This is a genomic window from Erythrobacter sp. SN6-5, from assembly GCF_057364945.1.
In genome coordinates this window covers 527,137-550,796 of record NZ_CP200282.1, presented here as the reverse complement: position 1 = coordinate 550,796, position 23,660 = coordinate 527,137, and the positions used below count along the sequence as shown (strand labels likewise).

21 protein-coding genes and 2 pseudogenes are annotated in these 23,660 nt (G+C 58.5%); 7 read left to right on the top strand and 16 right to left on the bottom strand.

Annotated features, from left to right (window positions below):
* Positions 1-90: 90 nt before the first annotated feature.
* Together mtnP and AC0V6Z_RS02675 are read right to left on the bottom strand one after the other, a co-directional pair.
* A pseudogene (gene mtnP / locus AC0V6Z_RS02680) lies at positions 91-946 on the bottom strand (S-methyl-5'-thioadenosine phosphorylase).
* Complete coding sequence (locus tag AC0V6Z_RS02675; protein WP_472639864.1) at positions 901-1,737, bottom strand: glutathione S-transferase family protein; 837 nt, start codon at positions 1,735-1,737, stop codon at positions 901-903. Before AC0V6Z_RS02675 ends, mtnP begins: the two are co-directional and overlap by 46 nt.
* A gap of 177 nt (positions 1,738-1,914) precedes the next feature.
* Between AC0V6Z_RS02675 and AC0V6Z_RS02670 the strand changes: the two are divergent.
* From AC0V6Z_RS02670 to AC0V6Z_RS02660, 3 genes and pseudogenes are all read left to right on the top strand, one after another.
* Positions 1,915-3,343: pseudogene (locus tag AC0V6Z_RS02670) on the top strand (aldehyde dehydrogenase family protein).
* Positions 3,344-3,386: 43 nt separating this feature from the next.
* Entirely contained in the window at positions 3,387-3,986 is a 600-nt protein-coding gene (locus AC0V6Z_RS02665; RefSeq protein WP_472639863.1) for a M48 family metalloprotease, read from the top strand.
* Positions 3,901-4,158, top strand: coding sequence for a M48 family metalloprotease (locus AC0V6Z_RS02660; protein WP_486176431.1), 258 nt, complete (start codon positions 3,901-3,903; stop codon positions 4,156-4,158). Before AC0V6Z_RS02665 ends, AC0V6Z_RS02660 begins: the two co-directional genes overlap by 86 nt.
* Positions 4,159-4,593: 435 nt before the next feature.
* On the opposite strand, the gene AC0V6Z_RS02655 is transcribed toward AC0V6Z_RS02660, so the two are convergent.
* A complete protein-coding gene (locus tag AC0V6Z_RS02655) occupies positions 4,594-5,934 on the bottom strand; it encodes an alpha/beta hydrolase family protein (RefSeq protein WP_472639861.1) in 1,341 nt (446 codons plus the stop codon).
* A gap of 95 nt (positions 5,935-6,029) precedes the next feature.
* Here AC0V6Z_RS02655 and AC0V6Z_RS02650 point away from each other — a divergent pair, with 95 nt between their 5' ends.
* The 3 genes from AC0V6Z_RS02650 to AC0V6Z_RS02640 all read left to right on the top strand — a co-directional run bounded on the left by AC0V6Z_RS02650 (position 6,030) and on the right by AC0V6Z_RS02640 (position 12,053).
* Entirely contained in the window at positions 6,030-7,373 is a 1,344-nt protein-coding gene (locus AC0V6Z_RS02650) for a phosphotransferase (protein ID WP_472639860.1), read from the top strand.
* Positions 7,374-8,660: an acyl-CoA dehydrogenase family protein gene (locus AC0V6Z_RS02645; RefSeq protein ID WP_472639859.1), complete on the top strand. Its 1,287-nt coding sequence runs from the start codon at positions 7,374-7,376 to the stop codon at positions 8,658-8,660.
* Between the two features lie 72 nt (positions 8,661-8,732).
* Positions 8,733-12,053, top strand: a complete 3,321-nt coding sequence (locus AC0V6Z_RS02640; protein WP_472639858.1) for an amidohydrolase family protein — start codon at positions 8,733-8,735, stop codon at positions 12,051-12,053.
* 3 nt (positions 12,054-12,056) lie between these two features.
* On the opposite strand, the gene AC0V6Z_RS02635 is transcribed toward AC0V6Z_RS02640, so the two are convergent.
* The gene (locus AC0V6Z_RS02635) at positions 12,057-12,797 is read right to left on the bottom strand and encodes a sigma-70 family RNA polymerase sigma factor (RefSeq protein ID WP_472639857.1); all 741 of its coding nucleotides are present in this window, start codon (positions 12,795-12,797) and stop codon (positions 12,057-12,059) included.
* A complete protein-coding gene (locus AC0V6Z_RS02630) occupies positions 12,794-13,771 on the bottom strand; it encodes an FHIPEP family type III secretion protein (protein ID WP_472639856.1) in 978 nt (325 codons plus the stop codon). The genes AC0V6Z_RS02635 and AC0V6Z_RS02630 overlap by 4 nt, the downstream gene beginning before the upstream one ends.
* Between AC0V6Z_RS02630 and AC0V6Z_RS02625 the strand changes: the two genes are divergently transcribed.
* Positions 13,762-14,175, top strand: coding sequence for a hypothetical protein (locus AC0V6Z_RS02625; protein WP_472639855.1), 414 nt, complete (start codon positions 13,762-13,764; stop codon positions 14,173-14,175). The genes AC0V6Z_RS02630 and AC0V6Z_RS02625 overlap by 10 nt on opposite strands.
* A gap of 21 nt (positions 14,176-14,196) precedes the next feature.
* Here AC0V6Z_RS02625 and AC0V6Z_RS02620 read toward each other — a convergent pair whose 3' ends face one another.
* The 11 genes from AC0V6Z_RS02620 to AC0V6Z_RS02570 all read right to left on the bottom strand — a co-directional run bounded on the left by AC0V6Z_RS02620 (position 14,197) and on the right by AC0V6Z_RS02570 (position 23,589).
* Entirely contained in the window at positions 14,197-15,066 is an 870-nt protein-coding gene (locus AC0V6Z_RS02620) for an alpha/beta fold hydrolase (RefSeq protein WP_472639854.1), read from the bottom strand.
* Between the two features lie 24 nt (positions 15,067-15,090).
* Positions 15,091-16,299, bottom strand: coding sequence for a Na+/H+ antiporter NhaA (gene nhaA / locus AC0V6Z_RS02615; protein WP_472639853.1), 1,209 nt, complete (start codon positions 16,297-16,299; stop codon positions 15,091-15,093).
* A 121-nt stretch (positions 16,300-16,420) separates the two neighbouring features.
* Positions 16,421-17,098 carry a cytochrome b/b6 domain-containing protein gene (locus AC0V6Z_RS02610; RefSeq protein ID WP_472639852.1) on the bottom strand — a complete coding sequence of 226 codons (678 nt, stop codon included), beginning with the start codon at positions 17,096-17,098 and terminating at the stop codon, positions 16,421-16,423.
* An 80-nt stretch (positions 17,099-17,178) separates the two neighbouring features.
* Complete coding sequence (locus AC0V6Z_RS02605; protein ID WP_472639851.1) at positions 17,179-17,685, bottom strand: c-type cytochrome; 507 nt, start codon at positions 17,683-17,685, stop codon at positions 17,179-17,181.
* 351 nt (positions 17,686-18,036) lie between these two features.
* Positions 18,037-18,822, bottom strand: coding sequence for a hypothetical protein (locus AC0V6Z_RS02600; protein WP_472639850.1), 786 nt, complete (start codon positions 18,820-18,822; stop codon positions 18,037-18,039).
* Positions 18,823-18,825: 3 nt separating this feature from the next.
* Positions 18,826-19,164 (bottom strand): hypothetical protein, encoded by a 339-nt coding sequence (locus AC0V6Z_RS02595; RefSeq protein ID WP_472639849.1) that lies wholly within the window; start codon positions 19,162-19,164, stop codon positions 18,826-18,828.
* Positions 19,165-19,210: 46 nt separating this feature from the next.
* Positions 19,211-19,732 (bottom strand): LuxR C-terminal-related transcriptional regulator, encoded by a 522-nt coding sequence (locus AC0V6Z_RS02590; protein WP_472639848.1) that lies wholly within the window; start codon positions 19,730-19,732, stop codon positions 19,211-19,213.
* Between the two features lie 196 nt (positions 19,733-19,928).
* A complete protein-coding gene (locus AC0V6Z_RS02585) occupies positions 19,929-21,305 on the bottom strand; it encodes a transporter family protein (protein WP_472639847.1) in 1,377 nt (458 codons plus the stop codon).
* A 49-nt stretch (positions 21,306-21,354) separates the two neighbouring features.
* Positions 21,355-21,909, bottom strand: a complete 555-nt coding sequence (locus AC0V6Z_RS02580) for a peptidoglycan-binding domain-containing protein (protein WP_472639846.1) — start codon at positions 21,907-21,909, stop codon at positions 21,355-21,357.
* 67 nt (positions 21,910-21,976) lie between these two features.
* A complete protein-coding gene (locus AC0V6Z_RS02575) occupies positions 21,977-22,828 on the bottom strand; it encodes a hypothetical protein (protein ID WP_472639845.1) in 852 nt (283 codons plus the stop codon).
* A 29-nt stretch (positions 22,829-22,857) separates the two neighbouring features.
* A complete protein-coding gene (locus AC0V6Z_RS02570) occupies positions 22,858-23,589 on the bottom strand; it encodes a C39 family peptidase (protein ID WP_486176430.1) in 732 nt (243 codons plus the stop codon).
* Positions 23,590-23,660: the final 71 nt, after the last annotated feature.

Sequence of the window (23,660 nt, the reverse complement as noted above, 5' to 3'; positions counted from 1 at the left end):
TGATTGCACTGATCCGGTGATCTGAACCTGGATGGATCGCCGCGCAAGCCCTTGCGACACACGCCAATACTGACGTCGCTGAGCGCGGGGTTAGAGCGGCCCGATCAAACGGCCTGCGACCGCATCCAGACGGGCAACCAATTCCGGATCATGCTCATCAGGCGCGGTGATCACTGCATCATCTAACGCGGTATCAATTGGTGAGGGTTTGCGCCCATCAGGCAGCGCATTGATCAAACGCACGATCATCTCGCGTGCCAGATCGCCATTGGCCTGCATCTGGGTGACAACTTGCGCCACGTCGACCTCATCGCCCTCACGCCAGCAATCATAGTCGGTGACCATGCCGATCAGCGCATAGGGCAGCTCTGCTTCGCGGGCGAGTTTTGCCTCTGGCATGGCGGTCATCCCGATCACATCGGCGCCCCATTCGCGGTACATTCTGCTTTCCGCGCGGGTGGAGAATTGCGGTCCTTCCATCGCCAGATAGGTTGCCCCGGCGGTGACCTTGCCCTTCGCCTCGGCAATCGCATCGGCGGCCATTTGCGACAGCTGAGCCGCACACCGGATCGGCCATGGAGACATGGGTCACAAAGCCTGAGCCGTAATAGGTTGAGGGGCGCCCTTTGGTCTGATCGATGAACTGATCGACCACGACGAAATGGCCCGGAGGCAGCTCCTCTCGTAGGGATCCCACCGCCGAAATGGCCAGAATGTCGGTGCAGCCAGCGCGTTTTAGCGCATCCACATTGGCCCGCGAATTCACCTCGCTTGGGGTAATTGGATGGCCCCTGCCATGACGCGGCAGGAATCGCACCCGAACATCGCCGATCCGCCCGCACAGAATCTCGTCCGATGGCTCGCCCCAAGGGGTCTCCACCGCGATCCATTGCTGCTCTTTCAGCCCTTCGATATTGTAGAGACCCGAGCCTCCGATAATCCCGATTGTCCATGGGCTAAGCCATGCGTTTCATCCTTTAAAAATTGCGCGAAAGAGCGTGTCCGATGCGGGCGGAACCGCCAAGAAAGCGTTAAGTCAGATCGAAGGGTTCGGGCAAGGCTTTGCGAACGGCTTTGCCCGCCTGAGCAAACGGGCCGAGCAATCGATGGTCGCGCCTGCATCCGTTCAAAATGCGCTGCGAAGCGAGGCCATTTATTCAGCGGGGTTTCAGCGACGAGCGAAACCTGCATCAGGCAACAGGCGACCGAAATATCCGCAATCGACAGCGCGTTACCAGCAAAAAACTCATTGTCGCCCAGTGCGCTCTCCAGATATTCGAACACTGGCGGCAGTTTTGTCGCCCATGTCTCGCGCGCGGTCTCCAGATCAGGCGCCTCGCCTTTGGTGATCGAAAAGAAGATTGGGCGAAAGATGCCGAGACCCCCGGCGGGAGCCAGCATGGTGTCGGCGTATTCTTCGAAAAACAGCGCCCGCCCGCGGGCAAATGGCTCGGCAGGGTAGAGCGCAGGGTTGGGATGCTTCGCCTCGATATAGCCGCAGATTGCAGAGGAATCGGCAATGGTGCCGTCTGTTCCCTCAGCCGCGACCGCGCGGTCGCGCAGCACGGGAATGCGCGTCATTGGCGAAATGTCTTTGAACCATTGTGGAGGATCGAACACGTTGACTGGTTCGACATCAAAGCCAGCGCCCTTTTCAAGGCAGACACTGGCAACTTTGCGTACGAATGGAGAGATGGGGCTGCCATAGATGACAAGGTCGTTTGGGGCGTCGGACATATCGTCTTCCTTTTCCGGGCCGGTGCCAGATTTTCGGTTGCACTCCGCAATTGATCGTGGTCGCTGGAGATCGCAAGCATTATCGTGTGAGCCTGCAAATGCGATTGAACTTTGCTGGCCAAAGGTCCACGTTGATTGCCAACACAAATCCAGAAAAGATTCGAGAGAGGCATTTCCATGGTCACCCAGTACAAAAATCTCATCAATGGCGAGATGATTTCCACCACCGACGTGCTCGACGTGGTCAATCCGGCCAATGAAGAAGTCATCGGCCAGGTGCCGGTCTGCGGTCAGGCGGAGCTGGACCAAGCGGTCGCCGCAGCCCGCGCAGCATTTAAGACCTGGAAGAAAACCCCGCTGGAAGAACGCCGCGCGGCGATTATGGCGATTTCCGGCGCGATCAAGGAAAATGCCGACGAGCTGTTCCGTTTGCTGACTAGCGAGCAGGGCAAGCCGCATGAGCAAGCCAAAGGCGAAATTTATGGGGCCGCCGCTATGTCCGCGGCACAATCGACCCTCGAGCTGGAAGATGAGATCAACGAAGACAGCGATGCCCGCCTGAGCCGTACGCGCCGCGTCCCGGTCGGCGTGGTCGGCGGCATTGTGCCGTGGAACTTTCCGGTCATGATGGCGATCCAGAAGATCGTACCAGCGATGCTTTCTGGCTGCACGATTGTGCTCAAGACTTCGCCTTTCACACCGCTGGCAACATTGCGCATTGCAGAGCTGATCGCGGACAAAGTGCCGAGCAGGCGTCGTCAACATTATCACCGGCAATGATGATCTTGGCCCGATGATCACGTCGCATCCAGATATCGACAAGGTAACCTTCACTGGTTCAACCGCGACGGGCAAGAAGATCATGGAAGGCGCAAGTGCCGACCTGAAACGCATCACGCTGGAGCTGGGCGGCAATGATGCCTCCATCGTCATGCCGGATGCCGATCCCAAGAAGGTGGCGGAGCAATTATTCTGGTCCAGTTTCCAGAATGCTGGCCAGGTCTGCATCGCGGCCAAGCGCATATATATCCATGAAGATATCTATGACGAGCTGTCCGCTGCGATCGCCGAATATGCGAGCCAGGTGAAGGTGGGCGATGGCGCTCAGCAAGGTACCGGCGTTGGACCGATCCAGAACAAGAAGCAGTTTGACCGCGTGGTTGAGTTGATAGAGGACGCCAAGGACAACGGCTATAAATTCCTGGTCGGCGGTGACACTGATCCATCAGGCTCTGGCTATTACGTGCCGATCACCATTCTCGACAATCCGCCGGAAGATGCGCGGATCGTGGCCGAGGAGCAATTTGGCCCGGTTATGCCGCTGATGAAATTCTCCTCCGAAGAAGAAGTGATCCAGCGTGCCAACAATTCGGAATATGGCCTGGCAGGTGCGGTTTGGACGGCCGATGCAGACAAAGGCGTTGAGATTGCAGAACAGCTGGAAACCGGCACCGTGTGGGTCAACGAGTTCATGCATTTGTCACCCTTCGCTCCGTTTGGCGGGCACAAGCAATCAGGCTTTGGCGCGGAATATGGCAAGGAAGGCCTGAAGGAATTTACATATCCGCAAGTAATTACTGTAAAGAAAGACAATGTTCCGGCATAATCCCGGTATGTGAATGTTATTGATCAGGAGGGGTCGCACAATCATGGCGCTCAAATTTTCTAAGTCGCGCGGCATAATGCTGGCAGCGGTGGCTGCTGTTGCTGGACTGGGCGCAGCGATGCCTTTGCAGGCGCAGTTTAATGTCGGCAATGTCGTCAAATCAGCCAAGAAGGTCGCGGAGGCGGCGAGCTTCTCTGATGAGGAAATCGTCGTTTTCTTCAGTCAAATGTCCGAGGAAATGGATAGCCAGAACCCGGTTGCCACCTTGGATGATCCCTATGGTCAGCGGCTGGCTGCCCTTACCGAGGGGCTAGACAGCTACGACGGGCTCGATCTCGACATTAAGGCCTATCTTGTGAAGGACGTGAACGCCTTTGCCATGGGTGATGGAACGGTGCGTGTCTTCGCTGGCCTGATGGACAAGTTTGAAGATGATGAGCTGCGCTGTGTGATCGGTCATGAGATCGGCCACGTTAAGCTGGAGCATGGCAAAAAGCGTATGAAGCGCTCTTTGCAACAAGATGCAGCGCTTAGCGTAGCCGGTACAGCGAGCAGTGATGTTCGCTCAGCTGGCCAATTCAGAGCTGGGCAAGATGTTTGGCGATGTTGTCACCGCACAGCATTCGCAAAAGGCCGAGCGTAAATCAGACGATTATGCGATCGAATTTATGCGCGCCAATAATTATGATGCGCAGGCCTGCATCACAGCGATGGAGAAACTGGGTGAACTGAGCTCTGGCGGCGGAATTGATCTGCTGAAGACGCACCCCAGCCCGCAATCCCGCGCGAAGCGGATGCGTAAACAGTTGAGCTAGGACAGCGCTACCAAGCTCATCCAAGCTTTTACGATTTAAGCAGCGGCCGCTCAGGAAACTGGGTGGCCGTTTGCTTTTGTGCAGGGAGAGTTGGGCAGGCGCGGCGCCAATGCAAACCAACCAAGCGCGCGGTTTTCCTACTCGTAGCGGTGTCGATAGGACGCTGGAGGCTCTTTGAAACGTCTATCACCAGGTGTGACCGTCTATTTTTAAACGGCAAAGGCACGGTTTGCGCCGATTCGCTCAAAAGTCACACATTGCATCGCGCGAACTGCTCTAAAGCTCTGAAAACGTGTGCCTCTCTGCCAAAGGTCACACTTTTGAAAACGCGAACTGTGTTCCAAACACCGACCAAACTCTGATCTATGGAAGGCGCAGCAGTGCTTGGCCCAAGCGGCTCTGTCTGGAGCGGACGTGCCTGCCTAAGAATGTGCGCTATTCACCCGCTGGTTTGCGCAGTAGATCGAGGCCCACGGCCCAGCGGTTCTGGAAACCGCGCCAATGCTCTGGCTCGTCCGGTCCGGCAAACTTGCCATTGAGCTGTTCGCCAAAGCTGGTTTCCCAGCTGCTGTCGTTGGAGTTCGGCGCTGGCACGTCGAGATAGCTCGCCTTGTCCGCATCGCCCTTCAAATGCAGGTCGAGGAAAGCGGCGACGAAATGCTGGTTGATGCCGTTGATGCGGTCTTGCCGCCACACCGGTTCGGCCAGGAACTCCGCGACGCGAAACGGCGCATCATCCGGAACGGTGAAGTCATTGCCGACGGTATTATGGCGGGCCTCGCGGTAGACCAGCATATGCCGAGCGGTCCCGGTCAATTGGTCGAAAATCCAGCTAATGCCGTCTGCGTAGTTGGAAACGTCATCTTCGCTGCCAGCGACCATCAGCACCGGCGCACTGATCTGGCTTAGCGTCTCAGCGCTCCATACACGGTTGTCCGGTTGTCCGCCCCATGGGGCAAAGGCCACGACGGCATCCACCCCAGCATCCTCACTCGCCGCTTCGCGCAGTTGCGCCAGCGCATCCTCGGGCACTTGGGCAAAGGTCTCGCTGTCATAGTCATAGTCGCCGCCCGCTGTTGCCAGCGCCCCATAACCACCCATGGAGTAGCCAATGACCGCGATGTGCTCTGGGTCAATCGCACTGTATACGCCTGTCTGACCAGAGGCGCTGCGCGAGACCAGTTCGCCGAGCACTTGGCGCTGATCGAGAGAGCGATCGACCAGGACCTTGGTAAAGGAATAGAGGAAGTCGGTTACGCCCTCGATCCGCATATCGCCGTGATCAATGGAGGCAACGACATAGCCGCGCGAGGCGATGTGTTCCGCCAGATTGCTGAACTGCGTGCTCCAGCCGTTAAAGCCGTGGCTCATAACAACCAGGGGAAATTGCTGGTCTGAGAGCGGCTCCGCGCCTGCAAAAGCTCGTCCGGTGTACTCCAGCGATACCGGCTCCATCGCTGGCGGCATCATGGTGTGCTCGTAAGTGATCGGTTCTGCGCCAGAAGCCGCACTGGCCGGATAGAACATGCGTACCTTGAGTTCGCGCACGTGCTCTTCGACCTGTCCGCTCGCCAGACCCAACTTGGTGAAGGTCAGCCGACCGGGCAGGCTGAACACCGTCTCCTCGGTACCGACTTGATACTCGCCATAGCGCCCCAGCTCCGGAGTCTCGCCATCCATACCCTCATGTACGGTCGGACTAGCGACATAGGCCGCGGTGCCTGCACCAATTCCGAGCAGGGCGAGGGCGCTCAGCGCTACGTATCGTTTCTTCATTGCGGTCGTGGTCTTTCCCATTGCGATGAGCGAAGAGCTTGCGGTCGGCCCTATCTGCGTGCACTTCTTACAGCGAATGGACGTGAGGGGAAGTGATGACATTTGACGCCAATGATCTGATCGAAGGGCTGAGCCGGGTTTTGGCGCGCGCAGGCATGGAAGCTCCGGTCGGGCTGGAGCGGCTGACCGGCGGTGCGACTATGGAGAGCTGGCGGTTCTTCAGCGACAGCGAGGGCTTCGTCCTGCGCCGTGCGCCCAGCCTGAAGTTTATGAATGATCGCCCGTTTGGTCACGATACCGAGGCAGCAGTGATCCGCGCCGCAAATGCTGCCGGTGTGACCGCGCCTGAGGTGATCGCTGAGCTACAGCCGGAGGACGGCATTGGCAGCGGCTTTGTGATGCGCGCATTGCCGGGCACGGCCGACCCTAAGGTGATCCTGCAGTTTGACGAGGCGGATGCTCTGCTGCGAGAGGCGGCGCAGGACCTGGCCCGTATTCACTCGCTGACCCGCGATGATGTGCCCGATGCGGTGCCGGTGATGGACTACCGAGAGGCCATTGCCGATCTGCGCGCGCAGTTTGAGGAGGCGGGCGGTGACCGCCCGATCATCGCGCTAGGTCTGAAATGGATGGAGGACAATTGTCCTGAGCCTTGCGAACCCGTGCTCAATCACGGTGATTACAGACTCGGCAATTTGCTGGCGGAGGAGGGGCATCTTACAGGGGTGCTTGATTGGGAACTCGCGCATTTCGGCGATCCGCATGAAGACCTGGCCTTTGGCTGCATGGCGGTGTGGCGGTTTGCGCGGTATGATCGGCCTGCACTCGGGCTTGGCTCGCTGGAGGCATACTTTGCCGCATATGAGGCCGAGAGTGGCCACACAGTCGACGCCGCCCGCTTCCGTTATTGGCTGATCCATCGCACTGTGTGGTGGGCTCTGGGCTGCCTCAAGATGGCGCAATTTTGGCGCAGCGGTGAGGACCGCATGCTGGAGCGCGTGGTGATCTCTAGGCGCACGAGCGAGCAGGAACTCGACTTGCTGATGCTGCTGGAGGAGGACGCGCCGGAGGAAGAGCGTGCGCAGAAAGTTGATCCGGACATCTCTGCCGCAGCTGAACGCGGTGAAGCGACCACAGGAGAGATGGCGACCGCGATCTCAGAATGGTTAGTCACGCTTAAAGATAAGGTCGAAGGACATGATCGTTTCCAGCTTGCGGTGGCGCGTAACGCTCTGGGCATGATCACACGCGACGACGCCATTCTGCCGCCGCATTCGGATTACGAATTGGCGCAGGACATTCTAAGCGGTGACGAAACGCTGGCATCACCAGGTCTTCTTGCCGAAATGAAGGAAGCAGCGCTGGAAAAGCTGACGGTGGATGTGCCGAAATACTCTGCGCTTGAAGCGGCGTGGAAATTATGGACTGGAGAAGACTAAATGCACTTCGCAATTCCCGCCGATCTCTCGGCCTATCTTGATGAACTCGACGCCTTTATTGAGGCCGAGATCAAGCCGCTGGAACAGCAAGACGACAATATCCGTTTCTTCGACCATCGCCGCGAGCATTCGCGCACCGATTGGGATCGTGGGGGCCTGCCGCGCGAAGAGTGGGAAGAACTGCTCAAGGAGGCCACGCGCCGCGCCGATGCCGCCGGACACTGGCGTTTCTCAGCACCTGCTCAATATGGTGGCAAAGACGGATCGAACCTCTGGATGGCGGTAATCCGCGAGCACTTTACGAGGGCGGGTCTCGGCCTGCACAACGACCTTCAGAACGAGCACTCGATCGTCGGTAACTTCCCCTTTGTCGCGATGTTCGATCAATGGGGGACCGACGAACAGAAACAGGAATTCATCCTTGGAGGTTTCGAGCGTAGAACGCGGCTCGCCTTTGGCCTTACCGAGCCGCATCACGGATCCGACGCCACCCATATGGAGACACACGCAGTGCGTGAGGCACGCGACGGTGTCGATGGCTGGCTGATCAATGGCGAGAAGATGTGGATCACCGGCATGCACGCCGCGACCCATTGCGCGATGTTCGCGCGCACTGGCGGCGCAGCGGGCGATGCCAGCGGCATCACCTGTTTCCTAGTCCCCAACCCTAATCCCGGCATCAAGATCGAGGAGTGGATGTGGACCTTTAACATGCCCACTGATCACCCGCGGCTTTCGGTCAAGGACGTGTGGGTGCCGGACAGCGCGATCCTTGGCGTGGAAGGGCGCGGTCTCGCACTGGCACAGAGCTTCGTCCACCAGAACCGCATCCGGCAGGCGGCGAGTTCTTGCGGTGCGGCGATGTTCTGCATCGAGGAGAGTGTGAAATACGCGCGGGAGCGCAAACCTTTCGGCGAGGAACTGGCGAAAAACCAGGCGATCCAGTTCCCGTTGGTCGAGCTGGCCACGCAGGCCGAGATGCTGCGTCTGCTGATTTTCAAGACTGCGTGGGAAATGGATAACATGCCGCACGAAGAGGTCGAACGGACGATCTCCGACAAGGTCTCGATGTGCAATTATTGGGCTAACCGGCTGTGTTGCGAGGCGGCGGATCGGGCGATGCAGGTTCATGGCGGCATCGGCTATTCGCGGCACACGCCGTTCGAACATATCTATCGCCACCACCGCCGCTATCGGATTACGGAGGGCAGCGAGGAAATTCAGATGCGCAAGGTGGCGGCCTATCTGTTTGGCTATTTGGGGCCGAAACGCGGGCAATTCGACTAACGACTTCTATCAAGCTCTAGCAATATCGTTGCGCCGCGCTAGTCTCAGTCCCAACACAGGGAGAGACTTACCATGCGCCGCTTCGCACCTCACGTCATTGGCACCCTTCTCGCGGGTTCCATGCTCGCCATGCCCGGCGCGGCCTTCGCGCAGGACGACAAAGAATGGGACATCGAAGCGCCTAAGGGTGCGACAGTCGAACAAGTGCCGATTGAGACCGATGAAGGCACGTGGATGGACGTGGACGTCGCGCCCGATGGCGACACGCTCGCCTTCACCATGCTTGGCGATATCTACACCATGCCGATCACCGGCGGCACGCCTACGCGCATTGCCGAGGGGCTAAGCTGGGAAGTGCATCCGCGCTTTTCGCCTGATGGCTCGCGCATTGCCTTTACCTCGGATCGCGGCGGGGCGAACAATATCTGGGTGATGAATGCCGATGGCTCTGACAAACGTCAGCTGACCAAGGAAGAATTCCGCCTGCTCAATCAGCCGACTTGGTCGCCGGACGGGCGCTTTATTGCGGCCAAGAAGCATTTTACGACCCAGCGTTCGCTCGGCACGGGTGAGATCTGGATGTACCACATTTCTGGCGGCGGCGGTGTGCAGGTGGTGAAGCGCGCCAGCGAAGCCTTGCAGAAAGAGCTGGGTGAGCCGGTGTTCGCGCCCGATGGCAAGGCGATTTACTACACCCGCAACACGACACCGGGGAACACCTTTATCTATGCGCAGGATTCCAATGCCGGTATCTTTGCGATTGAACGGCACGATCTGGAAACAGGCGAAGTGACCACGGCGGTCGATGGTTATGGCGGCGCTGTGCGCCCTGCGCCTTCGCCTGACGGAACTGAGATCGCGTTTGTGCGGCGGGACAAAGACACTTCGCAATTGTGGGTCAAGGAAATCGCCAGCGGGCGGGAGCGGATGGTTTACGGCGCGCTAGACCTCGATGTGCAGGAAACCTGGGCGGTAACCGGGGTCTATCCCAATATGGATTGGACGCCTGATAGCCGATCCATCGTGTTCTGGGCGGGCGGCAAATTGAACCGCGTGAACCGCGATGGGTCCGGCCATGTGGTGATCCCGTTCCGCATTAGCGACACGCGCGGAATTGCTGATGCGCCGCATCCTGAGATCGAGGTCTCGCCTGATCGCTTTGCCACCAAGATGGCGAAGTTCGGCACATTGTCCCCTGATGGGAGCCGCGTGGTGTTTGAGAGCCTTGGCAAGCTCTATACGAAGTCCGCGCGGGGCCGAGACGCAGCCCGTCCTTTGATCGGCGGCAGCGATGATGCTGTCGAAGCCTTTCCCGCTTACAGCCGCGATGGATCGCGCATCGCGTTTGTCCGTTGGACGGATGAGGGGCTGGGTAAGATTGTTGTCGCCAGTGCTGACGGTTCAGGCGCGCGGGTAATCTCTCAGCAGCCAGGGCATTACGCTAATCTCGCCTTTTCACCTGATGGCGCCATGGTCGCCTATGAAAAGCGCAGCGGCGGCTATCTCACCGCGCCGGAATTTTCCGAGAACACCGGGATCTATCTGCAGGCCGTTGGCGGCGGCGCGCCCAAAATGGTCGCCCGCTCCGGCTCGCGCCCGCAATTCGGCGCGGATGCGACCCGCATTTTCATGATCGGCCGCGATGGCGACAAGCTGGCTCTCATGTCGGCCGATTTTGATGGCGAGAAAAAGCGCACCCATGCAACCGGCACTCTGGTCAATGATTTTCAGGTTTCGCCGGATGGCAAAACCATCGCCTTTCGCCAGAATTACGAAGTGTTTGCCATGCCGGTTATTCCGGGTGGCAAGCCGGTCGATGTGAACGAGACCAAGGGACCTGTTCCGGTCACCAAAGTGTCTAGCGGCGGGGCGGATTACCTCGGCTGGGCACGCGGAGGAGAGACCTTGTTCTGGTCGATCGGGCCGGAGCTGAAGCAAGCGCAGGTTAGCGATTTCTTCCGCAACGCGCCCAAGGGTGAGGATGACGCAGATGGCTATGAAGAGCCGGACAGCGGCATTTCGATGGCGATCACAATTACCGCTGAAAAGCCCAGTGGCACGGTTGTCATTACCGGCGCGAAAGTGCTGACCATGGCCGCTGGGCTGGGCACCCAAGATGCGGGTATGATCGAGAACGCCGTGATCGTGATCGAGGGCGACCGGATTGCGGCGATTGGCGCGGCGGGCGAGGTGGCCACTCCCAACGGCGCGGCTATGGTCGATGCCAGCGGCAAGGTGATCATGCCCGGCTTTGTCGATGCGCACCATCATGGCCCCCACGGCACGGGCGATTTGGTCCCGCAGCAGAACTGGAGCCTCGTGCAAGATTTAGCGCTCGGCACCACCACGACGCACAACCCCTCGAGCAATTCCAGCCTTATCTTTGCTTCAGCCGAGCGGCAGATGGCGGGAACGTTGCTCGCCCCGCGCATCTTTTCTACCGGAGAGATCATCTACGGTGCGAAGGCTCCGAGCGTGTATGCGCGGATCGACTCTTACGAAGATGCGCTCGCGCATGTCCGTCGAATCAAAGCGCAGGGCGGCATTTCGGTAAAGAACTACAACCAGCCCCGGCGTGACCAACGCCAGATGGTGGCGCGCGCAGCGGCCGAAGAGAATATGCTCAACGTCGCCGAAGGTGGCTCGCTGTTCGGGATGGATATGAACCTCATCGCGGATGGCAATTCGACTATCGAGCACAATGTACCGGGCGATGTGCTTTACGAGGACGTGCTGCAATTCTTCGGTCAATCAAACTCGAATTACACCCCTACGCTCAATGTGACGTATGGTGGGCTTGCCGGTGATCCTTATTGGCGGCAAGCGACCGACGTGTTCGAACATCCGCTGATGATCCACACCCCGCCCAAGGTGCTGCTCGCGGCCACCGCGCGGCGGACTAAGGCACCCGAATGGGCATTCGTTGACGACAATGCTGCGCGCGAAGCGAAGAAGATTTCGGATCGCGGCGTGAAGGTTTCTATCGGCGCGCATGGTCAGCAACCTGGCATTGGTGCTCACTGGGAAATTTGGACCTTTGCGCGCGGCGGGATGACCCCGGTTGAAGCGCTCAAAACCGCGACTATTTGGCCTGCGGAATCGCTCGGTATGCAAAAGGACGTGGGCAGTCTTGAAGTCGGCAAGCTAGCAGATTTGCTGGTGCTGGGCGCTGATCCAACCGCCAATATCCGCGACACCGACAAAATCGAAAGCGTGATGATCGGGGGCCGGATGTACGACACCGCGACTATGCAGGAAGTCGCAACCGGCACTGGTGGGCGCCGAGCCTATTGGTGGGAAAGCGGCCAAGGCGGCAATGCTGGCGGATCAGAGGCGGCAACCCATGCGGGCGGCGGCCACAACCACGGAGATGGTGATGGGGGCAGCCAATAGGGCCTAGTCCGCTTCGATCAGAGCTCGCAGATCCTTCAGAGCCTTGGCTCTGATTTGGTGCACGCGCGGGACGCTGACCTCCAAAATCTCAGCGATCTCGGTGAGGTTCATTTCCTCAACGAAGAACAATTGCAACACCAGTTTTAGCCGGTCTGGCAATTCGGTCATTGCCCGGACCAAGCGCTCGCGGTCTTCCATGTCTGACAAGACTTCGAAGGGGTCTGGATCGTCGCTGGCAAAGGCCGTGCTGGTTTCATCATATTCCTCTGAGATTGAGGTGACGGTGACGCCGGACGCCTCAATCTCCAGCAATTCGGCATCGGATATTTTCAGGCGATCTCCGATTTCTGCGCGGCTGGGTTCGCGCCCCAGTTCTGCGCGCAATTCGCTCAGTGCAGCCTCGTAATAGGCGCGTTTCTTCCGCGCTGTGCGGCTGTCGTTCATCAGCTTGCGGATCTGATCGAGCATTGCCCCGCGCACCCGAATTTTCGCATATGCGGCAAAGCCATCTTCGGTCGGGCCGGAATGCCGCATGGAGCATTCGGTGAGCGCGATGACACCGACCTGCATCAGGTCTTCAACCTCTAATCCCTCGCGGCCCATCCCATAGACATGCCAGGCGGTGCTGCGGACAAGCGGCATGAAGCGGCGAACGCGGTCGTCTATCTCTGCCCGGTTTGAAGCACCATAGCCCGCCGCCCCGGTGGGCGCGGTTCTCGTAAGGCTGCTCGGATCGTGTTTCATGCGGCCATTGCTCCTGGCTCGTCTTGGGCGGCCGTCGCCGCTGTTTCATCTGGTAAAGTATCAGCGGGCGATTGAGGTTCAGCCTCCGCGCCAATCACGCCGACCACCTCGACCGGCTGGGTCGTTGGCAATTCGTTGATCGACAGCACTAAACAGCGCGGAACTCGTTGACTGAGTAGGGTAGCGATCGAAAGGCGCACAGGCGGCTGAACAATCAGTGCAATCGGTTCGCCTTCTGCCTCCAAAATCCGGGTGAGTGTTTCGGCAATCATGCTGCCGCATTCCGGCTCGATCAGCGGCTGGCCCGAGGCGGGATCTGGCACGCTGCCTAGGATCGCGGCCTCGAGGTTGGCATCCAGGGTCGCCACCCTCAGCCGCGCACCCGGCTCACAAATTCGCGCGATCAGCTTTGCGCCCATATCGGCGCGCACTGCATCGACTAGCAGGTCAAATTCTTGTGTGCGTTGCAGGGCGAGCGCGAGGCTGGTGAGGACCGCTTGTGGATGGCCTAGACCAATTCCATCGGCGATCAAGGCGCGGAAGATGCGGGTGATCGCGGCCAGCGATAATGGCTCTGGATGGACGGTTTCAACGAGGCTGGGTGAGCTTTCTTTGAGCGCATCTAGCAATTCGCGCACTTCCTCAGGTCCGAGGAGTTCCTGGGCCTGTGCGAGCAGCGCCTGATTGGCATGGGTGGCGATGACTGTGCTGGGATCGACGGTCAGGAAACCTTCCGCAATTGCATGGTCACGCTCACGCGGCTCGATCCAGATCGCCGGGCAGTCAAAGCTTGGGTCGCGCGTTGCCTCGCCGGTTAGGCCGTGGCCCTGGCGGACATCGCCTGCGTCAATCGCCAGCAAACGGTCGGGGCGAACTCGGCCGTGAGCGAGGCTGACCCCGCCCAGCAGAACTTCGTAGTCCTGAGCGCCCATTTCGACCTCAACCGAAACTAGGGGGATAGGATATGAGGCCATTTTCTCAAAACCCCGCTGCGGCGTATCGCAAGGTCGACCTTGATGCCCGGATTGAAGCATCCGGCGGCGATGACCTGACCCGGATATGTTTGGAGGAGGCTGTGGCGGCATTGCGTCAGGCTGAGCTTGCCTGCGCAGCGGGCGGCAAAGCCGCGCGCGATCCCTTGTCCCGCGCGCATGGGATCACCCTGTGGCTGTGCCGCGGAGTAGCCTCCGACAATCCCTTGCGCGCAGCTTTGGTGCAATTCTATGGCGGTCTAGCGGCGCAGATCCGGCGCAACATGACCCAGCCGATCCTGGCCGAAATTGTGACCGTCCGCGGTGATCTAAACGATCTGTTGCAAGCGGCACAATCTGTGCGCACCTCAGGCAGTGTCAGTGACAGCATCCCTGAGGCGGCATAGTCGCTGGAGCACAAGCGTGCATCAGGGCAGCAGAGCCTCAGCGATAATCCGTGCGGCATCCTCTGGATCTTCCAGTGGGTGAAAGTGCGTACGGTCTGGCCTGTGCATGTCGGTTGCATTGGGCATTGCTGCCGCTAGTCCGGGCCAGGTTGGCGAGGATTTGAAGTCGTTCAGCCCTGTCTGCTTTGCCCGCACAATCAGCACCGGAATGGCCACCTTGGCAGCGGCCGTATGAATGCCGCTGTTGCTGCGGCTGCTGGCGTAGACGCCCGCCTCCACCTCTGGCGAACAAGCCAGCTCCATTCCATCGCCATTGGCAACAGGCACAAGCCCATATTGGCAATAATTGGCGAACACGCGGCGGTCGAACAGGCTGTAAGGTTCGCGATCCTCAAATCGCTCCATCATCGCCTGGACCGTGGCAAATTCGCGCTTTCGCCGGACCGCGGGATGAGGGTTGTTGGCGGTGAACAGGTCTTGCTCCAGTTCATAGAACTCGGGTGGCAGCACGGTTGGGTCAAACAGGATATGCTGTTTGAAGAGATGTGGATGTTCATGCGCTGCCTGTAGCAATGCATGCGCACCCATCGAATGCCCAATGCCTATCACCTGACTCAGGTCGAGGTGGGCTAGCATGGCCGCAATGTCATCGGCGATTTCAGCCCAATTGGCGATTGGTCCACCTTCTGATTGGCCGTGCCCGCGCAGATCCAGCGAGATAATTCTTCGCTCAGGAAAGCGTTCGATGATCGGATCAAACACCCGGCCATGGAAGCCGGTTGCATGCGCAAAGACAAGCGGTGATCCGCCGCTCTCTGGGGCGCCTGGCCACTCCCAATAGGCTAGGTCGCAGCCCCCAATTTCGACTGTCTTCAACGCAGGTTTTCTCATGCCCCGTGCTGTAAAGCCCTCAAATCAGGACGCAACACTTGCTGCTTCCACTGGAGCCGAGGCGGACTCTTTGGGCAGGGTAATCTTCAACAAGAAGAAGCCCGCCAGAGCCGACACCAGCGATCCCGACAACACGCCGAGCTTGACCGCATCAACCTGAGCTGGGTCTGTAAAGGCCAAGTTGCCGATGAACAGGCTCATGGTGAAGCCGATGGCTGCGAGCAGAGAGAGGCCGTGGATCTGCTTCCAGTTGACGCCTTCTGGCAGCTTGGCGATTCCGACTTTCACAGCAACAAAGGCAAACCCGAAGACGCCGATTTGCTTGCCGATCAACAGGCCAAGCGCGATGCCTAGCGGTAGCGGTGCGGCGAGATCAGCCGGAGAAATGCCCGACAGGCTGACGCCAGCATTGGCAAAGCCGAAGATTGGGATGATCATGAACGCAACCCAAGGGTGTAGAGCGTGCTCCATCCGCAGCAGCGGCTCCGAGCCGCCGCGCGCGGTCAACGGGACGGTCATCGCTGCGGCAACGCCGGCCAATGTTGCGTGCACGCCAGATTTCAGCACAAAGACCCACATCACAATGGTCAGCAGCACGTAGGGAATGCTGGAGCCTATCCGCATGCGGTTGACCGCTACCAGGGCGGCAAAGGCGATCGCAGCACCGACCAGCATATCGGTGTCGAGCGTGCCTGAGTAGAACAGGGCGATAATGGCAATCGCGCCAATATCATCGATTACAGCAATCGCGAGCAGCAAGGCTTTGAGCGCAACGGGCACTCGCGGGCCAAGCAATGACAAGATACCCAGCGCAAAGGCGATGTCTGTCGCCGCTGGGATTGCCCAGCCAGCTTGGTTTACCGGGGTTCCGGAATTGATCGAGAGGAAGATCAGCGCCGGGATTGCCATGCCGCCAATCGCTGCGACCAATGGAAGTGAGGCTTTGTCCCAGCTAGATAGCTGGCCCTGGATAACCTCGCGCTTCACTTCCAATCCAATGAGGAAGAAGAATACCGCCATGAGGCCGTCATTGATCCACAGGATTAGCGCTTTATCGATTGCGAAATTGCCGGCGGCGACGGTCACTTGCGTATTCAAGCCATCGAAATAGGCGGCCGCGAAGGGCGAATTCGCCGCCAGCAGGGCTAATGCCGCCGCCGCGATCAGGACTATGCCGCCCGCGCTTTCCTGCTTGAGGAAGTCGCGTAGGGCTTCGCTCACTTTGTTAATCACGTATTGGTTCCCTTAGGTGGAAATGTGCATTTCGTTTCTGACCCAACGCTTGACGGTGCCGCTGTTTCCCAAAATTCGGAGTGAATGCATCGTATTTGTATAAGGCGCGGAGATTGCGCAGCTATCCGCTTAGCCAGTGTGCGACCAAGCCAGTACCGATTGCCGTTGCGACGCCGCCTGCCAGCGCTAGGCACATGAACGCTCTGAATGTCGATCCACCGGCATTGCCCGCTACTGGTTTGTCGAACTTCGCCGCGCCAGTGATCATCGGGCCGATGAGATTGCGCTTGCCAAGGAATTGGTATCCAAACACTGCGAGCAAGTGCAGCGCAATCAATGCGACGAGTACCCAGAAGCCTGTTTCGTGCCAGTCGGTGAGCCAGTCCGCCGTCATCACTCCGACCAGCGAATTGAGCGGCCCTGTCGCGCCGTCATATGGGTCACCAGCGAACAGCCCCATGCTGGCCTGAGCGAGCATTACCAGAAGCAAAGCCGCAACGCTCCACCCGCCGGACGGGCTATGACCGATGGCCAAAGGGTTGCGTTTATAACGCCCAAATAGGTCTTGCAGACCTGCCCACGGCGAGCGAAGGAAGCTGTTAAAGCGCGCCGTCTCGCTGCCGACCAAGCCCCACAGGATACGGAACAGCACCAATGCGAGAAGTACGAGGCCCAGGCGCATGTGCCAGCCCATCTCGCCGTTTTCGGCGGTCCACCACATTGCCGGGACGAGCAGTGCAAACCCCCAATGCGAGAGTCGCACAGGCCAATCCCAAATCGGTGTTTTCTGACGCAACATGGATCATTCCTGAGCCAGTTCGAGGCAGGCCCTTCTCGCAGATTGCAACCTCACAACACGGCCCAGCCAGAGTGCCTCACTCAGTCCTTATCGAGGCGGAAGTTGTCGTGGCAGGCCTTACAAGACCCGCCCATGTTCTTCACCCCTTCGCCGACTGCGGCCATATCGCCTGTGCCAGCGGCTGCGGCCAAAGCGGCACTGGTGTCGACCAGCTTTTGCGCGGCGGTTGCGAACTCTTCAGGTTTCTCCCAAATGCTCTCCAGCGCTTCGGTATCCGCGCCTGAGTCTACGCCTGTACCCTCTGGGAAGTGGTCCTGGATCCTTTGCGCATTGGCGTTGATCGTGCCCGCACTCGCCTCGATCACGCCGAAGTCTGGCGCGCCGGCTTCTAACTGGCCGCGGATCGCCTTGAATGCGTCGCCGATTTCTTCAAAGTTGCCCTGCCGCACCTCAATGATGGAGGCGTCTTCACTGGCGATCTCTACCGCTTCGGGCGCCGCTGCGTCGTTGGCGGTTTCGCCGCAGGCGGCCAATGCGCCGATCATTGCGAACGCAAAGACAGGGCGGGAAAGACGGCTGGACAACATAGGGCAGCTCCTTGTGCAATGGTTTGATGGTCAGTGCCCTATCACGTTTGTGGCTGAAATGCCTTGGTAATTTTGCAAAACCCTCGAACTGGATGGTTTCAGCTTGGAACACATATACGATTTGCAAAAGTGTGACTTTTGGAATTTCACACTTAAGAACAATTGTTTAATCTCACACAAGCTGCCGGATGTGTGACTTTTGGCGATTGCTCGTTCCAGACCCGGAAAATGGCCGTAGGAATGGTGTTTTGGCAAGATCATCATGTCGGCTGAAATAGCAAAGCGCGTATACGTAGGAAAATCTTTCGATTGGTGTGCCGCGTCTCCGATAGCCCTCGTACCAGCCTAGTTTTAGCCGCCAGATGATTGCGGCATGGGTACGCCGAATTTCCATTTGTCGCGGAATGCCTTGGTCTTAGTTGAGTGTCGCGCTGTTTCGCGCTGATGCAGCCAAGTTCCGCCGACAATTGCTGCGCCGCCGATGGCCGATAAGGCGGTCACCGTACCGAGAGCAATTTCTGGGGTCTCAGGTATCATCAAAGCGCTGATGCAATAGCAGATCACGAGCATTCCACAGACAGCAATGGGCACACCGATCCAGCTGCGCGAAAATGCGACCCGATGCTCGTCGATATATTGCTTTGAAGGTGCTCGCCACAATTCTCGCCATAATTCAAAATCAGCCCAGGACAGATCCTTGCCCAGTTTTCTAAGCCTGTGTTGATGGAATAAGGTGCCTATGACCAATAACAACAAAACCAGGCCAGTTGGAACAACTTTCATCGTTGCATAAGCTAAAGCGATCACATCATCTTCGACTTGTCTCGCAAAATGGGCTGAAAGGCTGATCAATTGCAGACCAGCAGCAAACAATGGCCAGATCCTTTTTGCATTGAGCGCGATAGCGCCGAATCCCACAAACAGGATCGAATCGCCTAGCAATGCAACAGGATCCACTTCCCAGAATCGGGTTGCAACAGAGCCATAAGCGATGCTCTGGATGAGGATCATCCAAACCATGAAAAAGGCGCCGGATTTCTCCGGCGCCCCGCCCCGCCAGAATGACAACGCGGCAGCCAAAGCTAGGATACTGAAAAACAGTACAACGGTCGGCTCGTTGAAATCTGGCAATGCCAAGTTTTATCTCGCGATCTTCAATACTGGAGCAGGCTGTGTTTCGGAGGCCCTATCTGGGCAGATCCAATTGCCATCCGCTTGTTCTTGAATGAGCTTATCCATCGCAGAGTGTGCCAAGGCAAGGCTCTTACGGGCTTCGGCGACACTGCGCATCGCATCGGTCAGGTGACTGATCGGACGTTGGCCGTCGATGACGTCAACATCCATCTCAATCCGTGCCTTGGTTGCGAGGCTGAGTAGTTCGCCGATTTGCCCCAGATTGGTATCTGTGTCAGCGGCTAGCAGGTGATTAAGCTCGCTGATTTGATTGGCAAGTTCGAGGTCTTGTGCTGTCATTCTCATAATATTCTCCATGCGCACCATCGTGCATTAAGGGTCGCAGGCATGGTCAGAGAATATCGCCGACTGTCACGCTGATTGCGGTGACAACCAAAGCCGTGGCAGCGACGGTGAAAGCGATCGTGAAGACCACCAGTAACCGCCACCACGGGCCGTATTTTCCATCCAATACCTCAAGGCGCGAGGGCGGAAAATCGAGCGACGAATAGTCATCAGTGGCCAAATTTGGCGGGGTTGGTCGATTTTCTTGAACCGCGTCTTGGCCACCCAATTGGTCAAATGCAGGCTCTGGATCGAGATGGGAAAAACCATATGTGGTTTGACCGCATATTGCGCGCAGTCGAACATATTCGCGGATGGTGGATGCGCGGTCAGTGGTCTCAAGCTTTGCCTTCACATATTGAAAGCGTTGCTCAATGGTGCTGGGCGAGAGGCCGAGCTTTCGGGCGATTTCTTTGTTCGGCAAATGAGCCGCGGCATGCTCCATCACTTCCGTCTGACGGTCGGTCAAACTGGCGAGCAAGTCGGCTGCGTGTTGCCGCTGGATAGTCAGAGGATCTGGATTCGTCACGTATCATGGTTAACGGCATCGCCCGATTCGGGCAAAATCGCTGCACCAATGAAACGTCCAAAATTGATCGTTTCTGAATGTATGACGGCGGGAAAAGCGTGCCTTCAATCGGTGAGGCAAACCTCCACACACCGCCAAATTGGTCCTTTCTACTTAGTGCGGTGTCAAGGAGTCCCCGGCTAGCGCCGGACTGTTTTCAAAAACGGTACGGCAATCGCAGGCCGACCACCATATCAGGGCTGTCATCGGTGAGCCCAATTCCAACGGTCGAAACCAGTGAGAGCTGTTGTCCAAGCGAGAACGTGGCGCCCAAATTAACCAGCGCGACATTGGCCTGGCTACCGACGATGCGTTGCCACTCCTGCCCCTCCAGGCGGATACGCGAGCGAGCAACCACGCGCTGCGAGTAAGACATGGAAATGCTCGATCGATCATTGAGCGCAAAGGCCAGGCCAGCGCCGAGTTGCACGGCGTCGCCAACATCGACCCGGCCCGGTTGCGGGCCGGGGCTCTCGTCAATATCGCCAAAGTTACGCTCAAAATTGCGGAAGTAATTCACGCTGCCAAACACCACCAGAGGATCAAGCGATTTGAGCACGGAGACGCCAAGCGATGCGCCGTAAACGCCGCTGCCCGTGGCGAGTTTTTCCGGTACCTGTAAATTGCCTTCACTGCCGACAACTTCAACAAAATCAATCCCGAACGGCTCTTGCCCGGTCGGCACTTTGACCCGGCCGCTGAGCACGACATTCGGGCGGCGCAGCGTTTCGGCGAGCAATTGATAGCTCGCACCGACGCTCATATCGCCAAGCCCGCCATCGCTAACGCTGGCCTCAATTGGCGCATTCGCTGCGCCACCAGCTCCGCCACTGCGGAAGGTCGATGTGCGGTAGAGGAATGGTGCGCTGGCATCGAGGAACAGCTTGTCATTGGCGCCGTAGCGCAACGTGGCCTCGCTGGTGAAGATGTCAGCGTCCACCTCGTCAATGCTGATCGTGCCGAGGAAGATTGCATCCAATGCCAGAAAGCCATCGAGGTTGATTCGTGCGTCGCTGAAGCGGGAATAGCCGACCGATAGATCAGCGCCCCAGCGGCTGGTCTGGAGGCCCTGTTGTTCCTGCACGATGTCTTCCACGGCTGCGGAGGCATCAGGTGCCTTTTGAACGCTCTCCTCCTCTGCCTGATCGCTCAGTCCGGGGGCTTGGGCGGCGTCCTCGGCCTGCTGGATTTGCACCAGCCGGGCCTCGCCTTCTCGGGTAAGCGTAGGGTACGCCCCGCGGAAGTTATCAAGTGAGGGATTGAGCGTCATTGGCCGGGTCTGCGCGGGCATAGCGCGGCCTCTGATGGTCAGCGCTTCGTCCGGCGAAATTGGTTCTGCCTCAATGTGCAGCAGCCGCTCTTCTAACGCTTGCAAACGTGCATTGGCGCGCGCCTCTCGCTCCTCCATCTCGGTAACTTGCGCGCGCAATTGCTCAACCTCAGTTTCAAGGTCCTGAGCGGATGCCGAAAAAGGCAGCGTGAGCGCGGCCGCGCTGCTCGCGATCAAGGCGGCTCGTGTAAATGTGCGGTCCATGACTTTCGTCCTCTTACCTGACGACCCGTCTGGTTAAGCTCATCCGTGGTTACGGATTGAGCAGTGTCCAAAGCGTGGCCGGATCGGGCACGCCGGTCTCAAAAAGATCACTCTGTTTCTGAAATGCGAGCAGCGCATCGCGCATTTGCGGCGAGTAGCTGCCGTTTTCCTCGCCCTCATACAGCCCGCGCGAGCGCAGGGCGGCCTGAGTGCGGCGCAGGATCGTCTTGTAAACAAAGGCGCGGTTCTCGCCTGAGCCCACCTCGACCATTGGCGAATAATCGGCGACGCGCACTGGGCGCAGGGCAGAGACCATTTTTTGCGCCACGCCGACGATCGTATCCTCAGGATTGTCTGTGCAGTGCTTTTCCAGGATCAGGTCAAACGCCGCCGCATTGTGCCACGGCGATAGATCAAAGGTGTTCGGTTCATAGCGGTTGGCAGCGCTGAGATAGCCCTCAACAAAACCAATGAGACGTTGGAATTCTGCTGAGCCTTTGTCGCTGCGCGCATCGGTGAAAGCGGCGCAGGTCAGCTCGGCCCGGCCCTTCGACGGCGAATTGCCCGCTGGCGTTTTCTGCCTGGGCTGGGGCGGATGCCGCAAACACAGCCGCCGCCAGCGTGATGAGAGAGAGTTTTTTCATGGCCTTACCACCTTTGAAAATTGCTGCTTAGAAACCGTGGCCGCGCATCACGGACAGGGCCTCTGTCGCCCGCACGGCGTTGAAATCGGTCGATCCAATGTCCGTCCCGATGATGATCGCGGCGGTATTGCCGACCAGATTGCCATCGCTGTTGATCGTGGTCTGCTGCAGCATCCGGCCGAGATCACCGCCGACGCTTTGCAGCGCGCTGTCGCTGCCACCATTACCGGACAGTGCGAGCGCCAGCTCGTTGGTGCCGACGCGGAATTCCAGAGCATCGCCATCGGCGAACGAAGTACCGGTTGTCTCGGTAATCGGGGTGAGACCATCGGTGTTCATCGCTGCGATGTCTGAGGACGGAACCAAAGCGATTTGCATGCCGTTGATCGCCGAGTTGTCTGCTCCTGCAATGATATTCGCTTGCGCTGCGCCCTGCGTGCTGCCGAGCTCACCCACGGGCAGCACCTCTTGCGCTGTGATGACGGGGGTGTAGCCGGAATGGCTGTCTGTCACATCCATGGCTGGGTCGCCCTCACGGGTCCAACCCACCAGCAATTGCGGAGCTGGATCGCCGCCGCTGCCGCTGTCCAGAAAGCTGACATTGAACATCAGCCGTGCGGTCGTGGTGATCCCGCTTTCATCCTGCCAACTGGTGACCATGGAAATGCCAAAGAACGATACCTCGCCTGGCCGGATGAACTTGCCGCGGACCTCGCCCAGTTCCTCGTCATCCACCGGCGCGCCGAGATCGCCCAGCGAAGCGAAATGATCTTTCGCAGCCGCTGGTGCAGAGCCCGCTGCGTAAACCAGTGAAATGGAGAGTGCCGCTGCTGTGACACTCGATTTTAGAGCCGTTTGTCTGGCTGTTGGCGTGCGCATGGCATCCTCCTTTGGGGGCGCTAGGGTGGTCAAAAATCATATCCGGGTGAAAAGCCGTATTCGGCGGCTTCGGTGGCGGGCAGGCTGGCGGTAGTCATCAGCAGGCGCCGCGCAGAAAGCGGTGAGGGCGGATCGACCAGAACACTGTCCGGGTCATAGCCTTCGCCCACGACGACAAACGCAATGCCGTTCCACGCGCTTTCAAATTTGTCGCGGGTCATTGTGCGATTGCCGAGGGCTGGGTCACCGATCGCGATCCTGTCTCCGAAGACTTTGCGAGCGATGACGAAATGTTTGTAGCCGCGCACATCGATCAAGACGATGGCGGGGAATTCCAGGCTGGCGAGTTGATCGTAATCAATCCGGTAGCCTTCTGCGCTCATCCCGAGAGAGGTCGCATAGGTCTTCATGTCGAGCAGCGAGAAACCCTTTTGCCGGACAAGGTCAGGATCTGCGATCTTGAGCATATTGACCAGCACCTGCCGCTCGGTCGTGGTGTGCCCATAGGCATAGTTGAATATCGTTGCGAGCACCGCTGCGCCGCAGCTAAAGTCGGCTTCTTGCCGCACGAGATGGTCGAATTTCTGGGCTTTCCAGCTGCGCGGCTGCGCGCTGATCACGGGGGAACCTGGGGAGATCTGGCCGAGCCAGACCGGTGTCTTTCCAGCCGGAGCGGTGCTGCAGGCGGAAACCATCGCCGCGCACACGCCTACCAATGCGAGTCCACGCATTTTTGACCGAAAGAGTGAATTCTGAGACATTGTAAACCTGCTCCATGCTTCGGGCAGAGGGCTTCCCTAACTCGTGCGAGCTGGGCTTTTGCGAGCGGGGG

Coding starts and splice junctions, on each gene's coding strand:
- AC0V6Z_RS02605 (WP_472639851.1), bottom strand. CDS start 17,685: ATGTTGTCCAGCCGTCTTTCCCGCCCTGTCTTTGCGTTCGCAATGATC.
- AC0V6Z_RS02575 (WP_472639845.1), bottom strand. CDS start 22,828: ATGCGCACGCCAACAGCCAGACAAACGGCTCTAAAATCGAGTGTCACA.
- AC0V6Z_RS02660 (WP_486176431.1), top strand. CDS start 3,901: ATGTTCGCTCAGCTGGCCAATTCAGAGCTGGGCAAGATGTTTGGCGAT.
- AC0V6Z_RS02630 (WP_472639856.1), bottom strand. CDS start 13,771: ATGGCCTCATATCCTATCCCCCTAGTTTCGGTTGAGGTCGAAATGGGC.
- AC0V6Z_RS02585 (WP_472639847.1), bottom strand. CDS start 21,305: ATGGACCGCACATTTACACGAGCCGCCTTGATCGCGAGCAGCGCGGCC.
- AC0V6Z_RS02665 (WP_472639863.1), top strand. CDS start 3,387: ATGGCGCTCAAATTTTCTAAGTCGCGCGGCATAATGCTGGCAGCGGTG.
- AC0V6Z_RS02625 (WP_472639855.1), top strand. CDS start 13,762: ATGAGGCCATTTTCTCAAAACCCCGCTGCGGCGTATCGCAAGGTCGAC.
- AC0V6Z_RS02655 (WP_472639861.1), bottom strand. CDS start 5,934: ATGAAGAAACGATACGTAGCGCTGAGCGCCCTCGCCCTGCTCGGAATT.
- AC0V6Z_RS02620 (WP_472639854.1), bottom strand. CDS start 15,066: ATGAGAAAACCTGCGTTGAAGACAGTCGAAATTGGGGGCTGCGACCTA.
- AC0V6Z_RS02645 (WP_472639859.1), top strand. CDS start 7,374: ATGCACTTCGCAATTCCCGCCGATCTCTCGGCCTATCTTGATGAACTC.
- AC0V6Z_RS02595 (WP_472639849.1), bottom strand. CDS start 19,164: ATGAGAATGACAGCACAAGACCTCGAACTTGCCAATCAAATCAGCGAG.
- AC0V6Z_RS02610 (WP_472639852.1), bottom strand. CDS start 17,098: ATGTTGCGTCAGAAAACACCGATTTGGGATTGGCCTGTGCGACTCTCG.
- AC0V6Z_RS02570 (WP_486176430.1), bottom strand. CDS start 23,589: ATGTCTCAGAATTCACTCTTTCGGTCAAAAATGCGTGGACTCGCATTG.
- AC0V6Z_RS02635 (WP_472639857.1), bottom strand. CDS start 12,797: ATGAAACACGATCCGAGCAGCCTTACGAGAACCGCGCCCACCGGGGCG.
- AC0V6Z_RS02675 (WP_472639864.1), bottom strand. CDS start 1,737: ATGTCCGACGCCCCAAACGACCTTGTCATCTATGGCAGCCCCATCTCT.
- AC0V6Z_RS02650 (WP_472639860.1), top strand. CDS start 6,030: ATGACATTTGACGCCAATGATCTGATCGAAGGGCTGAGCCGGGTTTTG.
- AC0V6Z_RS02640 (WP_472639858.1), top strand. CDS start 8,733: ATGCGCCGCTTCGCACCTCACGTCATTGGCACCCTTCTCGCGGGTTCC.